This window comes from Leucobacter sp. CX169, from assembly GCF_017161405.1.
In the GTDB taxonomy this organism is placed as follows: Bacteria; Actinomycetota; Actinomycetes; order Actinomycetales; family Microbacteriaceae; genus Cx-87.
Map to the genome: position 1 here is coordinate 1647110 of NZ_CP071051.1, position 13814 is coordinate 1660923.

Genomic DNA, 13814 nt, shown 5'->3' on the forward strand with positions numbered 1-13814 from the left:
ACCGAGCGCAGATGTGTAGGGTGAAGACATGCTCACGATGTCACACGACGAGTTCGAGACCCTGGTCTCGGAGGGCCTCGACTCCCTCCACGAGGACATGCTCACCAAACTCGACAACGTGATCTTTCTCGTCGAGGATCGGCCGACCGACGGCTCTGACATCCTCGGCATGTACCACGGGTTCTCGCTCGCCGAGCGTGAGCACTACGGGTACGGCGAGGAGCCCGATCGCATTGTGTTGTACCGCGAGCCGTTGCTCGCCCATTGCGAGAATCGAGAAGACCTGGTCGCCGAGATTCGCGTGACTCTCGTCCACGAGATCGCGCACTTCTACGGCCTCTCGGAGAAGCGCATTCACGAGCTGGGTTGGGGGTAGCGCCATGCCGGAAACAGGAATCAATCGGGAGAACTCCCCCGTCGCTGTCACGGAGCGACCCTGGCAGACGGTCGTGTGGGACGACCCCGTGAACTTGATGTCGTACGTGTCGTACGTCTTCCGCACCCATTTTGGTTGCACGCTCGAGCGAGCGGAAGCGCTCATGCTCGAGGTCCACAACGACGGCAACGCGGTCGTCGCTGTCGGCCCGCGAGAGGTGATGGAGATGCACGTCGAGGCGATGCATGGCTACGGCCTCTGGGCAACACTCCGCCAGGCGGGGAGTTAGTGCGCATCGTCGCCGGCCGGGCCGGCGCACTCACCCTGGAGCTCTTCGACGAAGAGGCTACCCTGCTCGAGAACCTCCTCGACCAGCTCATCGAGCTCTTGCAGAGCCACAGCGGCACGAGCCTGGACCCAGATCCGCTCTTCGCGAGCCTCGAGATCGGCGGCACCGACGAAACACCCGAGGATCCCGCACTCGCACGCCTGTTCCCCGATGCCTACTCCGATGCCGAGGAAGCAGCGAAGTTTCGTCGCGTCACGGAGCAGGGCCTGCTCAACCGCAAGTTGCAGGACGCAACGAGTGTCGTCACGGCGCTCGCAATCGATGCCCCAGATCGCGCCGGTGTCGACGCCGCGGCGCACGAGCCTGTGCGCGTCACCATCACCGCCGAGTCGCTGCCGGAATGGGTTCGCACGGTCAGCGCGCTGCGCCTCGCCATCGCGGCCCGGCTGGGCATCGACGGCGAAGAAGACCATGAACGCGCGCTCGAGGACGACGAGACCCACGGCACCGTGCTCGTCTTTGATTGGCTCGCGGCCATCGTCGATTCCCTGCTTCGCTTCGAGTCAGTCCTCGGCGACGAGCCCATCGAATAGCCCGGCTTGCGGGGTGGCGGGCTACTGCGGGTTCTGCAAGGACCGCGGGTCCACGACGGTCCCCCGACCTTCGAGCAGGCGCGCCGGGGCGACCGCTGCACCGAAACGCTCGCGCAGCTCGTCCACCGCTGAGTCGACGGCACGCCAGCCGTCGTCGTCGCTCCACAGTCCGGCAGGGTCACTTCCCTCTGCGACGAGTTGTTCCGCGCGCACGCCGATCAGGCGCACAGGCCGACCCGCTACATCGAGCGCCTCGAACAACTCGTGCGCCGTCTGAAAGAGGCGTCTCGACGAATTCGTCGCCTCCGGCAATGTGCGCGAGCGCGTGATCGTCTCGAAGTTTGCCCAGCGGACCTTGATCGCTACCGTGCGCGCCTCGACCTCGGCCGCACGCAGCCGTTCCCCGATCTTCGCGGACAGACGGAGAAGCTCGCGATTCAAGACCCGCGGATCAGCGACGTCCTGCGCAAACGTTTCCTCATGGCCGATGCTCTTCTCGATCCGACTCGTCACGATATCTCGCGCATCGCGGCCGTTCGCGAGTTCGTGGAGCTTCTGCGCCGAGGCCGCGCCCACCAGGCGCCTGAGGGACTCCATCGGCTCGCGCGCGAGATCGGCGACAGTGTGAATCGCCCGCGACCGCAGCGCCTTCTCGGTCGCGGCGCCAACTCCCCACATCGCCCCCACGGGAAGCGGGTGCAAAAACTCAAGGCTGCGCGCTGGCGGAATCTCCAAGATCCCGTCGGGCTTGGCTCGCTGGGAGGCGAGCTTGGCGATGAACTTCGTCCCGCCCAATCCCACCGACGCCGGGAGCCCGGTCACCTCACGCACGCGCTCGCGGATTGCGCGGGCAATTTCGATCGGCTCCCCGAAGAGCTTTCGCGAGCCCTCGACATCAAGAAACGCCTCGTCGATACTCAGCGGTTCGACGAGCGGGGTGAACTCGGCAAAGATCGCCATCACCGCACGCGAGGCGATCCGGTACTTGTCGTAGCTGCCGGGCAGGATCACGAGCTGCGGGCACCGAGCGAGCGCCTGGCCGATCGGCATGGCGGAGCGGACGCCGAACGTACGCGCCTCGTAACTTGCGCTGGAAACGACTGATCGGCCCGACGTACCGCCCACCACTACGGGTTTGCCGATGAGGTCGGGCCGATCCAGGAGCTCGACAGAGACAAAGAACGAGTCCATGTCAACGTGCAGCATCGACGCCCGCGTGCGAGGGAGGGAACTCATCGTCCCATTCCCTCACACACCACCGACATTGCTCCCCGAACGTCGCAGGGGCTACAGCTGAGCTGCACGCTCCAGCACCAGCTCGCGTACACGGCCGGCATCAGCCTGGCCGCGCATCGCCTTCATGACCGAGCCGATGACGGCGCCGGCCGCCTGCACCTTACCGTCGCGGATCTTTTCGAGCACATCGGGCTGCTGCGCGAGCGCCGCATCGATAGCCTCAATGAGCGGCCCGTCGTCCGAGACGATGGCGAGGCCACGGGCCTCGACGATCTCGGTCGCCGTACCCTCGCCGTCGATGACACCCTGGATGACCTGGCGGGCCAGCTTGTCGTTGAGCGTCCCCGCGTCAACCAGCGCGACAACCGCGGAGAGCTGCTCCGGCGTGATGAGCTCGGATGCCTCGGCACCGCGCTCGTTCGCAATTCGCGCAATCTCGCCGGTCCACCACTTGCGGGCGGTCTGCGCGGGAACCCCGGCGGCGACCGTCTGCTCGAGCGTGTCGAGCAGACCCGAGTTCACGACGTCCTGGAACTCGAGCGTGGTGAAGCCCCAGTCCGCGCGCAGCCGGCGACGACGCAGCGTCGGGTGCTCAGGCAGCGTGAGACGCAGTTCCTCGACCAGCTCACGCGACGGCGTGAGCGGCGCGAGATCGGGCTCCGGGAAGTAGCGGTAGTCGTCGGCGTCGCTCTTGGGACGGCCGGGCGAGGTCTCGCCCGTGTCCTCGTGCCAGTGGCGCGTCTCCTGGGTAATCGAGCCGCCCTCGGAGAGGATCCGGGCCTGGCGCTGAATCTCGAAGCGCACCGCGCGCTCAATCGAGCGCAGCGAGTTCACGTTCTTGGTCTCCGTGCGCGTACCGAGCACCGACATGCCGGCGTCCTCGTTCCCGCGGGGGCGCAGCGACACGTTGGCGTCGCAGCGCAGGTTCCCGCGCTCCATCTTCGCGTCAGAAATCCCGAGCCCGAGCACGATGTCGCGAATGGTCGACACGTAGTTTGCCGCGATCTCGGGAGTGTCGGCCTCTCCGCCAAAGATCGGCCGGGTGACGATCTCTACGAGCGGAACGCCCGCGCGGTTGTAGTCGACGAGGGAGTACTCGGCTCCCTGGATGCGACCGGTCGAACCGCCCACGTGGGTCAGCTTGCCGGCGTCCTCCTCCATGTGTGCGCGCTCGATCGGAACGTGCACCACCCGGCCGCTGGCCAATTCAATCTCGACCGAGCCGTCGACCGCGATCGGGTCGTCGAACTGCGAGATCTGATAGTTCTTCGCCATGTCCGGGTAGAAGTAGTTCTTGCGCGCGAACCCCGACACCTCGGCGATGTCGCAGTCCAGGGCGAGCCCCAGACGGATCGAATAGCGCACCGCTTCTTCGTTCACCACTGGCAGCGAACCGGGAAGGCCCAGGCACACCGGGGTGAGGTTCGTGTTCGGCTCGGCGCCGAACGTATTGGGTGCCGACGAGAACATCTTCGTCTGCGTGTTGAGCTCGACGTGCACCTCGAGGCCGATGACCGGCTCGTAGCGCTCGAGCGCCTCCTCGAAGCTCATCAGCTTGGTCTTCGCCATTACAGGGCCGCCTTTCCGAGCGAGGCTGCCGAGAGCGCCGGCGCCTGAGCGTAAAACGGGGCGCCGTCGCGCTCCGCGATGAGCTGTTCGATGGCCGCGCCGACCTGGTACAGGCGCGCGTCCTCGGTTGCGGGGGCCATCAGCTGCAGGCCGACGGGAAGCCCATCCTCGGCCGCGAGGCCGATGGGAAGGCTCATCCCCGGGATCCCTGCGAGGTTCGCCGGGATCGTCGTGGCATCGTTCAGGTAGTCCTGCATCGGATCGCCCTGGTGCGAGCCGAGGTTCCACGCGGTGGTGGGCGCCGTCGGGGACGCGATGACGTCGACCTGGGCGAAGCCCGCAGCGAAGTCACGCTGGATCAGCGTGCGCACCTGCTGGGCGCTGCCGTAGTAGGCGTCGTAGTAACCAGCAGACAGTGCGTAGGTACCAAGGATGATGCGGCGTTTGACCTCTGCACCGAACCCGGCCGCGCGAGACTCGCTCATCACGCCTTCGACCGTGCCGCCACCCGCGGGGTTCACTCGGAGGCCGAACCGCACCGAATCGTACTTCGCCAGGTTGCTCGAGGCCTCGGCCGGCAGGATCAGGTAGTACGCGGAGACCGCGTACTCGAAGTGCGGGGCGTCGATCTCGATGATCTCGGCACCCTGGGCGGTGAGCAGCGCGAGCGACTCTTCGAATCGGGCCTTTACACCCGCTTGGACACCGTCGATCATGAGCTGCTTGACGACGCCAACGCGCAGGCCCTTCAGCGAGGAACCTGCGGCACCCTCGCGGGCAGCTGCGGCCATCGACGGCCACGCGACCTGCAGCGAGGTCGAATCGTGCGCGTCAAAGCCGGCGACCACGTCGTGCAACAGCGCGGTGTCGAGCACCGTGCGGGCGCACGGGCCAACCTGGTCGAGCGACGAGGCGAGGGCGATCGCGCCGTAGCGGCTGACGCCGCCGTAGGTGGGCTTGACGCCCACGGTTCCGGTCAAGGCCGCAGGCTGGCGGATCGAGCCGCCAGTGTCGCTACCGAGGGCGAGTGGCGCCTCAAACGCACTCACGGCCGCGGCGGAGCCACCGCCCGATCCACCCGGGATTCGGTCGAGGTTCCACGGGTTGCGAGTCGGGCCGTACGCCGAGTTCTCGGTCGACGAGCCCATCGCGAACTCGTCCATGTTCGTCTTGCCGAGCGGCACGAGGCCGGCCTCGCGCGTCTTGCGGACGACGGTGGCGTCGTAGGGCGACATCCAGCCCTCGAGGATCTTCGAGCCGCTGGTCGAGGGGTAGTCCGTCGTGACGAGGACGTCCTTGATCGCGAGCGGCACGCCGGCGAGTTCGCCCAGCTGCTCCCCCGCGGCACGGCGAGCGTCGATCGCGGCCGCGGCGGCGAGCGAGTTCTCCTCGTTCACCGCGAGGAACGCGTTGAGCGTCCCGTCGACCTCGTTGATGCGATCAAGGTGCGCGCGCGTGGCCTCGACCGAGGAAACTTCGCCCGAGGCGAGCTTCGCGGAGAGATCCGCAGCGGTCAGGTGAATCAGTTCGGCAGTCACTACTGCTCCTCCCCCAGGATCGCGGAAACACGGAATCGTCCATCAAATTCGTCGGGCGCGCCGGAGAGCGCCTGCTCCTGTGTCAGCACGTCGGCGATCACGTCGGGGCGGGTCACATTCGAGAGCGGAATGGGGTGGCTCGTCGCGGGAATATCCGGCGTGGTCACCTCGCTCACCTTGGCGATGTTTCGCACGATCGAGCCGAGCTCGCTGGTAAGCGTCGCAACTTCTTCGTCGGTGAGGGCGATTCGAGCGAGTCCGGCGAGGTGCTGCACGGTTTCGACCGTGATCTCGCCGCTCGCGGCACTGTTTTCAGGCATGCTGCTCCGCGGGTCTGGGGGTGACGTGGGGACCCCACTATTCTAGGGCGCGCTGTCCCCCGCAGGATCCGCATCGGCTCCGAGCTGCAGCGCCGCCGGGCCCTCGCTCACGAGCACCGCGAACTGGGCAGCGTCGAGCACCGGGATGCCGAGCTCGAGCGCTTTTGCGTGCTTCGATCCGGCGCCGGGGCCTGCCGCCACAAAATCGGTCTTCTTCGAGACGCTCGAGGCGGCCTTCCCGCCCGCTTGCAGGATCGCCTCTTTCGCGCCGTCACGCGTGAAGCCGTCGAGCGTGCCGGTCGCGACGACGGTGAGGCCGGCGAGCACGCCACCCGCTTCTGCTGCCGCCCCCGGGCCGGGGTGACCCGGCGTCGACCACTGCACCCCAGCGGCGCTCCAGCGCTCAATGATCTCCCGATGCCAGTCGGCCTCGAACCAGTCCGCGAGCGATTCGGCAATCACTCCGCCCACCCCGTCCACCTCGGCTAGCTGCTCGGGTGTCGCCTCGCGAATTGCCTCGAGCGAGCCGAACCACTCGGCAAGGGCACGCGCCGCGACCGGGCCGACGTGACGGATGTTCAGTGAGACCAGCAGGCGCCAGAGCGGCTTGGTCTTCGCCTTCTCGAGCTCGGCGAGCAGGGTGTACGCGTCCTTCGAGGGCGAGATGTTGCGGAAGTTCTTGCGGATGCCGTCGCGCTTGCGCTCGGCCGCCGTCATCTCCTCGGCCCCCGGAGGGTAGCTGAGGGTGACCTTCTGGAACGGCGCCCGCCGAACCAGCTCACCCGTCTCGGGGTCGGCCTTTTGCTCGCCGGTCTCGGGGTCTCGAACGATCATCACGATCGGCACGAGCTGTTCGAGGGTCAGGTCGAACAGGCCGGCCTCCGTCGCGAGCGGCGGCTCGGCGGGCTCCTCCGGGCGGGTGAGGGCGTCGGCGGTGATCTCACCGAGCACCTCAATGTCAAGCGCGCCGCGAGAGCCGATGTGCTCGACTCGACCGCTCAGCTGGGCCGGGCAGTTCCTTGCGTTGGGGCAGCGCAGATCGATGTCGCCGTCCTTCATGGCGCGCAGCTCGGTGCCGCACTCGGGGCACCCCTTCGGCATGTGCCACTCGATCTCGGAGCCGTCCCGCAGTTCCACCACTGCGCCCAGAATCTCGGGGATCACGTCGCCGGCCTTCCGCAGTACGATCGTGTCGCCGATTAGCACACCCTTTGCCTTCACCACGTCCTGATTGTGGAGGGTGGCCTGGCTCACCGTCGAACCGGCGACATGCACGGGGGCCATCACGGCATAGGGCGTGGCCCGCCCGGTGCGCCCGACGCCGACCTTGATGTCGAGCAGCTTCGTATGCACCTCTTCGGGCGGGAACTTGTACGCGATCGCCCAACGCGGCGCGCGGTTCGTCGCACCCAGCTCCGCGTGGAGTTCGAGCTCGTCCACCTTGACGACGATGCCGTCGATCTCATGCTCAAAATCGTGCCGCCGCTCGCCGCGGGACTCGATGAAGTCGACCACCTCGTCGATCGAGTCGAGCACCGCTGAGTGAGGCGAGACAGGCAGGCCCCACGCCTCCAACGCGGCGTATGCATCGGACTGATTCTGGAAGTCAGGACGTTCCCAGGCGCCGATGCCGTGCACGTACAACGACAGCCGCCCCAGGCGCTCGCGCATGAGTACGAGCTCGGCTTCGGTCTTCTTGTCCGCGCGCTGGCGCAGGCTGCCGGCCGCGGTGTTGCGGGCGTTCGCGAACTCCGGGTATTTCACCGGGATGTCTTCCTCGCTCTTGCCCTTCGCGAGTTGCTCGGCGACGTACGCTGCCTGGAGCTGGTGTTGGCGTTCGTTCAGCCAGGCGAAGTTCTCGCCGCTCAAGAACACCTCGCCCCTGGCCTCGAAGAACTCGGGCGGCGCATCTGTGCCGCTCAACCTCCGCGGAATCGCCGGAATGAGGTCGACATTCTCGGTGATGTCCTCACCCACCCGCCCGTCCCCGCGGGTGGTCGCAGTTTCGAGCACGCCGTTGCGGTATGCGAGGTTGATCGCGAGGCCGTCGATCTTCAGCTCGGTCAGCCAGTGCACGGCGCGGCCGGCCGAGGCGGCCGTCTTCTCGGCCCACTCGCGGAACTCGTCGATCGAGAAGACATTGTCGAGGCTCAGCAAGCGTTCCGCATGCTCGTGCTCGGGGAATCCGGCCGACACGATCGCGGCGCCGACCTGGCGCGTCGGGCTGTCCTGGCCCGCGAGCTCCGGGAACGCTCGCTCGATCTCTTCGACTCGTCGGATCAGCGCGTCGTATTCGGCGTCACTCACGAGGCTGACTCCGCTCGAGTGATAGGCCAAGCGGTACGCGTCAATCTTCGCGCTCAGCTCCTCGGCCTCGGCGCGGGCGGACTCAAAGTTCAGGGGCTGCTCGGTCACATGACCAGTGTAGAAGTAGCCGCAGACAACTGGCTATGCCGAAACCGAGGTCGCCGATACCGAGCGATCGATCGTGAACTGACCGAGCACACGCGTGCCCAGGTACAGCACCGCGGTCTGGCCGGGAGCGACACCCACAAGCGGATCGATGGGATCGACGACAACCTCGTGCGTCGCGTCGACGCGGTGGAGCTCGGTGCGCGCGTCGTCGGTGATCTCGACCAGCCGCGCGACCGCCGGCACGGGGTCGGCGTGGGCGCGAATCTGCACCTCGCAGTCGAACGCCTCTGCAAGATCGATACCGGGCTCTCCTGCCCAGCTGAAGCGGCCGCCCGAGATCTGGCTCACGGCGAGAGCCTCCTTGGGGCCCACCACGACCTGATTCGATACCGGCCGGATCGAGAGCACGAAGCGCGGCTTGCCGTCCTCCGCCGGCCGTCCGATCGCCAGGCCCCTGCGCTGACCGATCGTGTACCCGTTCGCACCGTCGTGCTGTCCAAGAACAACACCTGCCTCGTCGACGATGTCACCGGGCGTGCGCTCGCTGTGATCGGAGAGCCAGCCGCGCGTATCGCCATCGGGGATGAAACAGATGTCGTGGCTATCCGGCTTCTGCGCGATCTGGATGCCGCGCTCGGCTGCCTCTGCGCGCACGAGGTCCTTCGACGGGGTGTCACCGAGCGGGAAGTAGCAATAGGCGAGCTGCTCTTCGGTCAGCACCCCGAGGACATAGGACTGATCTTTCGCCCAGGCGCTCGCCCGATGCAGCTCGCGGCCGTTCGGGCCTTCGGCCATGATTGCGTAGTGGCCCGTCGCGACCGCGTCGAATCCGAGGGCGATCGCCTTGTCGAGCAGCGCCGCGAACTTGATCTTCTCGTTGCAGCGCATGCACGGGTTCGGGGTACGACCCGCCTCGTACTCGGCGACGAAGTCGTCGACGACGTCCTCCTTGAAGCGCTCGCTGAAGTCCCAGACGTAGAACGGGATATCGAGCAGGCCGGCGACGCGGCGCGCGTCCATCGAGTCCTCGATGGTGCAGCAGCCGCGCGAACCGGTGCGCAGGGTCCCGGGCATGCGGCTGAGCGCCAGGTGTACGCCCACCACTTCGTGACCTGCGTCAACCGCGCGCGCCGCAGCGACCGCAGAATCGACGCCACCACTCATCGCCGCCAAAATCTTCATCGGGCAAGTCTACGCCGAGCTGGTCGGTGGTTCCTGGGACGGGCGGCTAGCTCAGCCCCGCCCTCCGGGCCTTCTCCACGGCCCCTGGCAGCGCATCCAGGAAGCGGTCGACCGCCGACTCGGCGTCTGATCCGCCAAGCGTCATCCTGAGCGCGCCGAGCGCCTCGCTCTCGGGAACCCCCATCGCGAGGAGCACATGAGAGGTCTCGGCGACTCCCGCCTGGCAGGCGGACCCGGTGGAGACCGAGACCCCCGCCTCATCCAACAGGAACAAGAGTGAGTCGCCCTGGCAGCCGGGAAAAGTGAAATGGGCGTTGCCGGGAAGGCGCGCGCTGACACCCGCGCCCGGGGCAGTCCCGTGCAGCTTCGCGTCGGGTACCAGCACGCGAACACCTGAGATGAGGCGGTCGCGCGCCCGCGCAAGGGCGGAGGGATCCGCGACGGTCGCCGCGGCCAGATCGAGTGCGGCGGCAAACGCCACCGCTCCGGCCGCGTCCTGCGTACCTGATCGGCCCCGCTGTTGCGTGCCACCGTGGAGGAGCGCTTCGATCTTCGTTCGCCGAGCGATCAAGAGGGCGCCAACGCCGACCGGGCCGCCGATCTTGTGCGCGGAGACGCTCAGCGTGCTCGCGCCCAGCTCGTGAAAGTCGATGGGCACCTGACCGAGAGCAGCGACCGCGTCGACATGACATGGAATCGACTCGCCCTCAGCGACCGCGCATAGTGCCGCGACCGGCTGCACCGACCCAACTTCATTGTTGGCCAGGAGGAACGTCACGAGCGCGACCCGTTCAGCACCGACCTCGGCGATCGCGGCTGCCAAAGTCTCGGGGCGCAACACCCCTTCCGTGTCGACGTCCAGCCAAAACAACTCGGCTCCCTGGTGGTCCCGCAGCCACTCACAGGCCTCGAGTGTCGCGTGATGCTCCGTACGGGCCAGCAGGATCACCGGCCGAGGTCCGTCTGACTGCCGTGCCCAGAACAGGCCCTTCACCGCCAGATTGATCGATTCGGTACCCCCGGAGGTCAGTGAGACCTCAACACGCTCGGCGCCGAGCGTCGCGGCGATCCGTTCGCGGGCCGCCTCGAGCAGCTCAAGAGATGATTGACCATCCGCATGGGACGAGGCGGGGTTTCCCACCAGCCCGAGCGCGTGCAGGTACTGCGTGCGCACCTCGTCCGGCATCGGCGAGGTGGCCGCGTGGTCGAGGTACGCCCGTGCGGGCCGCGCGGATCCTGCCATCTGGACTAGTAGAGCAGGCTCGCGAGTCGACGGCGAGCCGCGACGACCCGCGCGTCAGTGACGCCCACGACCTCGAACAGTTCGACGAGGCGTTCCCGCAGGCGCGCCTGGTCCTCGTCGGAAGCGGTCGGGTAGCACTCGAGCAGCCGCAGGAATCCGTCCTCGACGTGCCCGCCGGAGACGTCGAGATCCGCCACGCTCATCTGAGCGTCGACATCCGTGGGGGCGTCCGATGCCGCCTCGCGGATCGAGTTGGCGTCAACACCATCGAGGCGCAACAACAGCCGAACCTGCACGAGGGCGGCGCGCGCCTCCTCGTCCCGGGGAGCCCGGGCGATGACGGCCTCGTATGCCGCCGCTGCGCCGGCATAGTCGCCGCGCTCGATCGCATCGACCGCCTCACGGTGAGCCGGCGGAACCACCGGCTCGGCAGGCGCCGGCTCCCCCACAAAGCCCTCGGCGAGATCGGGGGCGTTCACGCGACCCGTCAGGCCCTGCTGCTGACCGAGCTCCACAATTCGCCCGAAGAGCTCGCGCAGCTGATCCTCCGGCACAACCCCCTGGAACAATGGCACCGGCTGGCCGTTGATCAGCGCGACCACGGTCGGCAACGATTGGACCTGGAACGCCTGGGCGAGCCCAGGGTTCGCGTCGACGTCAACCATCGCGAGCACCACGCGCCCCGCGGTCTCGCGGGTAATCTTCGCGAGAATCGGACCGAGCTTCGCGCTGGCATCGCTCTGCACGGAGTAGAGGTTGATGACGACGGGCACCACCTGTGACAGCTGGGAAACCGGCTCAAAGGTGAGGTCCGTGGCATCGAACACCGCCGCGGGAACATCGATCACTGACGTGCTCGAAGCTGCGCCCGCGGGGCTTGACGCCCCCGCATGCCCGGCCTGAGCCTTTGCAACGAGGTGGCTGAGGTCGACCGCGCCGCCGGGAATACGCTCGGGCATTTGCTGCTGCATGGTTAGGAACCCGCTCCAATCATTGCGCTGGTGGCTCCCAGCACGCGGATCAGCTCGCCGCTGTCCGCACTCGGTACGAAGAACAACATCTGGTGAGTCCAGTGCTGCACAATACGATCTCGCGAATCGGTGATGCCGGAGAGCGCGGTCACGCTCGGGGTCGGCTTGACCTTCGACTGCGGGTCCGACGAGCTCGAGATCAGGTCGTCGTTGATCACGACCGAGACCAGGGCACCGCCCTCACCGGTTGACAGCGTCACGGGAACGCTCGCCGCCTCGCTCACCTGCACGCTGTGCTGGACCTTTTGGCCAGCGGCGTCTGCCTCGGCCTGCGCCGCCACGGCCCAGGCCGCGCCGAGCTTTTCGAGCAGCACGTCGTCGGTGAGGTCGAAGTCCTCGGTGAAGGCCGAAGCCTCGCCGTTTTGCAGGATGTCAGCGTACGCCTCTCCGACCTTGTCCGGCGTGAGGCGCAGCGTTTTGATGTCTGGGTCGAGCAGCGCCGTGCCCTCCGAGGCCGGAGCAGCCGGAGGCATCGTGATGCCGCCGCGTACCTCAGAGACGTGCGTGACGAGGAAGTTCTCGTGGGGGTCGGTCTGCGTGAGCACTAGCGCCAAGGACGGCGTCGTGGGCGCGGCTTCGCCCGCCGACTGACTCGGGCTCGTGCTTTCGTCAGTTTCCGCCTCGGCGGAAGACTCGACGACGACGAATAGGGTTCGGGGCCACCCCTCGGTGCTCTGTACGAGTTCGTAGTCGAGGCGCTTGCTCGTGATCCGAGGAGGGGTCTGATAATCGGGCACGACCGAGCGAATCGTATAGTTCGCGACGCGCTGCTCGAGCGCGTCCCCGGCGAAGCGCGTTTTCAGGATCTCGGGATCCATTGCGTCGTCCGCCGCGTTCGCGATATCGGCGACGTCCGAGATAATGCGATCGATCTGCGCATCGACGACCGGAACTGGTGCGACGGTCGCCTCGTCCGAACCAGTCGACGTCGCTGCGGGCGTCGTCGCTTCGGGGGCCGGACTGAAGTCGGGCCAGGAGTCGGCGGAGCAGCCCGTCAACCCGAGGGTCGCGGTCAGGCCAAGAGCCGCGAACCAGCGCGCCGGGCGGTGCGAGCGCATCTGAGTTGGCTTCGACGACGCTGCATCATCAGCAGCGCCATCGGCCGTGTCGGCCGTGTCGGCCGTCGAAGATGACGGTTCTGCCGCCGACGGATTGGCATGCTCGGGAGTCGCGGCCGCAGCCGCGGGGGTCGCCGGCGCGGCGGATTTGGTGCCGGACCGGCCCAACAGATCGCGCACGCCACGAAGCGGCCCGCCCCGCCCGCGACGCGGGCCAAGCCCCCGCCGATCGTGGTCAACGGCGAGGAGGTAGAGGACTGCACCGGCAAGGCCAAAGACAAGGCCAGCGACGAGGAACGGACCCGCAAGGGGCGCACGCTGAGATTGCATCCAGCTGACTGAGATGTTTCCGGGAAGCGGCTCGGTGCCGTCAGTCGCGATGATCACGCCCTGGTTCGGCTGCAACGCGACGGGCAACGATACGGAGGTCTTGTCGGAGCGCTCTTCGATCCACAAATCGCTTCCGCGGGGGTCAATCGGCTCAAGCGCCGACTCGTCAGCCGCGGCATCACTGGCGGCTGGATCGCCGGCTGCGGCAGCATCGCCGTCGGCCGCTTCATCTACCGGCGCCACGCCAGAAACTTGCTCAGCGACGATCTCCGTGCCTGCGTCATCGAGCGAGAGTACTGCATGATCGAACGGCAAAAGCCAGGCCTCGATGTCGTTCATCGAGCCCACCGCCACGAACGGATTCTTCCCACTCATCTCGACGACTGGCCGTCCGACGACGTCATCCAGCGTGTCCGCGGAAATTACCGCGTAGCTAGCCTTGCCGGTGTCTGCCGCGTCCTTCACAATCGCGTCTGGGCCGGCGAGGAAGGTCTGTTGACCGACGCCAAGCACCAGCAGCACCCCAGCCAAAACCAGGGTGATGATCGCATAGACGTAGCGCACACGTACTCCTTCACTGCGTTCGATTCAACGCCCGAACCACTCAGTAGGCACGGACCGCGAACGGTGTATC

12 protein-coding genes are annotated in these 13814 nt (G+C 67.1%); 3 read left to right on the forward strand and 9 right to left on the reverse strand.

Features of this window, described 5'->3' with window-relative positions; translation table 11 throughout:
* Nucleotides 1-28: 28 nt before the first annotated feature.
* From JW030_RS07505 to JW030_RS07515, 3 genes are read left to right on the forward strand one after another with little or no spacing between them, the layout of a single operon-like run.
* Nucleotides 29-376: a metallopeptidase family protein gene (locus tag JW030_RS07505; RefSeq protein ID WP_188046161.1), complete on the forward strand. Its 348-nt coding sequence runs from the start codon at nucleotides 29-31 to the stop codon at nucleotides 374-376.
* A 4-nt stretch (nucleotides 377-380) separates the two neighbouring features.
* Nucleotides 381-665: an ATP-dependent Clp protease adapter ClpS gene (gene clpS, locus JW030_RS07510; protein ID WP_188046160.1), complete on the forward strand. Its 285-nt coding sequence runs from the start codon at nucleotides 381-383 to the stop codon at nucleotides 663-665.
* Nucleotides 665-1258 carry a DUF2017 family protein gene (locus JW030_RS07515; RefSeq protein WP_188046159.1) on the forward strand — a complete coding sequence of 198 codons (594 nt, stop codon included), beginning with the start codon at nucleotides 665-667 and terminating at the stop codon, nucleotides 1256-1258. Before clpS ends, JW030_RS07515 begins: the two co-directional genes overlap by 1 nt.
* A 21-nt stretch (nucleotides 1259-1279) precedes the next feature.
* Here the strand turns inward: JW030_RS07515 and dinB are convergent, their stop codons facing one another.
* From dinB to JW030_RS07560, 9 genes are read right to left on the reverse strand one after another with little or no spacing between them, the layout of a single operon-like run.
* Nucleotides 1280-2494, reverse strand: a complete 1215-nt coding sequence (dinB, locus tag JW030_RS07520) for a DNA polymerase IV (RefSeq protein WP_188046158.1) — start codon at nucleotides 2492-2494, stop codon at nucleotides 1280-1282.
* A gap of 51 nt (nucleotides 2495-2545) precedes the next feature.
* A complete protein-coding gene (gene gatB, locus JW030_RS07525) occupies nucleotides 2546-4063 on the reverse strand; it encodes an Asp-tRNA(Asn)/Glu-tRNA(Gln) amidotransferase subunit GatB (RefSeq protein WP_188046157.1) in 1518 nt (505 codons plus the stop codon).
* Entirely contained in the window at nucleotides 4063-5601 is a 1539-nt protein-coding gene (gene gatA / locus JW030_RS07530) for an Asp-tRNA(Asn)/Glu-tRNA(Gln) amidotransferase subunit GatA (RefSeq protein WP_241095365.1), read from the reverse strand. The genes gatB and gatA overlap by 1 nt, the downstream gene beginning before the upstream one ends.
* On the reverse strand, nucleotides 5601-5921 hold the full coding sequence (gatC, locus tag JW030_RS07535; protein WP_188046156.1) for an Asp-tRNA(Asn)/Glu-tRNA(Gln) amidotransferase subunit GatC: 321 nt from the start codon (nucleotides 5919-5921) through the stop codon (nucleotides 5601-5603). The genes gatA and gatC overlap by 1 nt, the downstream gene beginning before the upstream one ends.
* A gap of 42 nt (nucleotides 5922-5963) precedes the next feature.
* Complete coding sequence (gene ligA / locus JW030_RS07540) at nucleotides 5964-8336, reverse strand: NAD-dependent DNA ligase LigA (protein ID WP_188046155.1); 2373 nt, start codon at nucleotides 8334-8336, stop codon at nucleotides 5964-5966.
* 33 nt (nucleotides 8337-8369) lie between these two features.
* Nucleotides 8370-9518, reverse strand: a complete 1149-nt coding sequence (gene mnmA / locus JW030_RS07545; RefSeq protein ID WP_188046154.1) for a tRNA 2-thiouridine(34) synthase MnmA — start codon at nucleotides 9516-9518, stop codon at nucleotides 8370-8372.
* A gap of 46 nt (nucleotides 9519-9564) precedes the next feature.
* Nucleotides 9565-10761, reverse strand: a complete 1197-nt coding sequence (locus tag JW030_RS07550; protein ID WP_188046153.1) for a cysteine desulfurase family protein — start codon at nucleotides 10759-10761, stop codon at nucleotides 9565-9567.
* Nucleotides 10762-10766: 5 nt separating this feature from the next.
* Complete coding sequence (locus JW030_RS07555; RefSeq protein WP_188046152.1) at nucleotides 10767-11732, reverse strand: tetratricopeptide repeat protein; 966 nt, start codon at nucleotides 11730-11732, stop codon at nucleotides 10767-10769.
* A 2-nt stretch (nucleotides 11733-11734) separates the two neighbouring features.
* On the reverse strand, nucleotides 11735-13744 hold the full coding sequence (locus tag JW030_RS07560) for a glycosyltransferase (RefSeq protein WP_188046151.1): 2010 nt from the start codon (nucleotides 13742-13744) through the stop codon (nucleotides 11735-11737).
* Between the last annotated feature and the right edge of the window lie 70 nt (nucleotides 13745-13814).

Coding starts and splice junctions, on each gene's coding strand:
- JW030_RS07505 (WP_188046161.1), top strand. CDS start 29: ATGCTCACGATGTCACACGACGAGTTCGAGACCCTGGTCTCGGAGGGC.
- clpS (WP_188046160.1), top strand. CDS start 381: ATGCCGGAAACAGGAATCAATCGGGAGAACTCCCCCGTCGCTGTCACG.
- dinB (WP_188046158.1), bottom strand. CDS start 2,494: ATGAGTTCCCTCCCTCGCACGCGGGCGTCGATGCTGCACGTTGACATG.
- gatB (WP_188046157.1), bottom strand. CDS start 4,063: ATGGCGAAGACCAAGCTGATGAGCTTCGAGGAGGCGCTCGAGCGCTAC.
- gatC (WP_188046156.1), bottom strand. CDS start 5,921: ATGCCTGAAAACAGTGCCGCGAGCGGCGAGATCACGGTCGAAACCGTG.
- mnmA (WP_188046154.1), bottom strand. CDS start 9,518: ATGAAGATTTTGGCGGCGATGAGTGGTGGCGTCGATTCTGCGGTCGCT.
- JW030_RS07550 (WP_188046153.1), bottom strand. CDS start 10,761: ATGGCAGGATCCGCGCGGCCCGCACGGGCGTACCTCGACCACGCGGCC.
- JW030_RS07555 (WP_188046152.1), bottom strand. CDS start 11,732: ATGCAGCAGCAAATGCCCGAGCGTATTCCCGGCGGCGCGGTCGACCTC.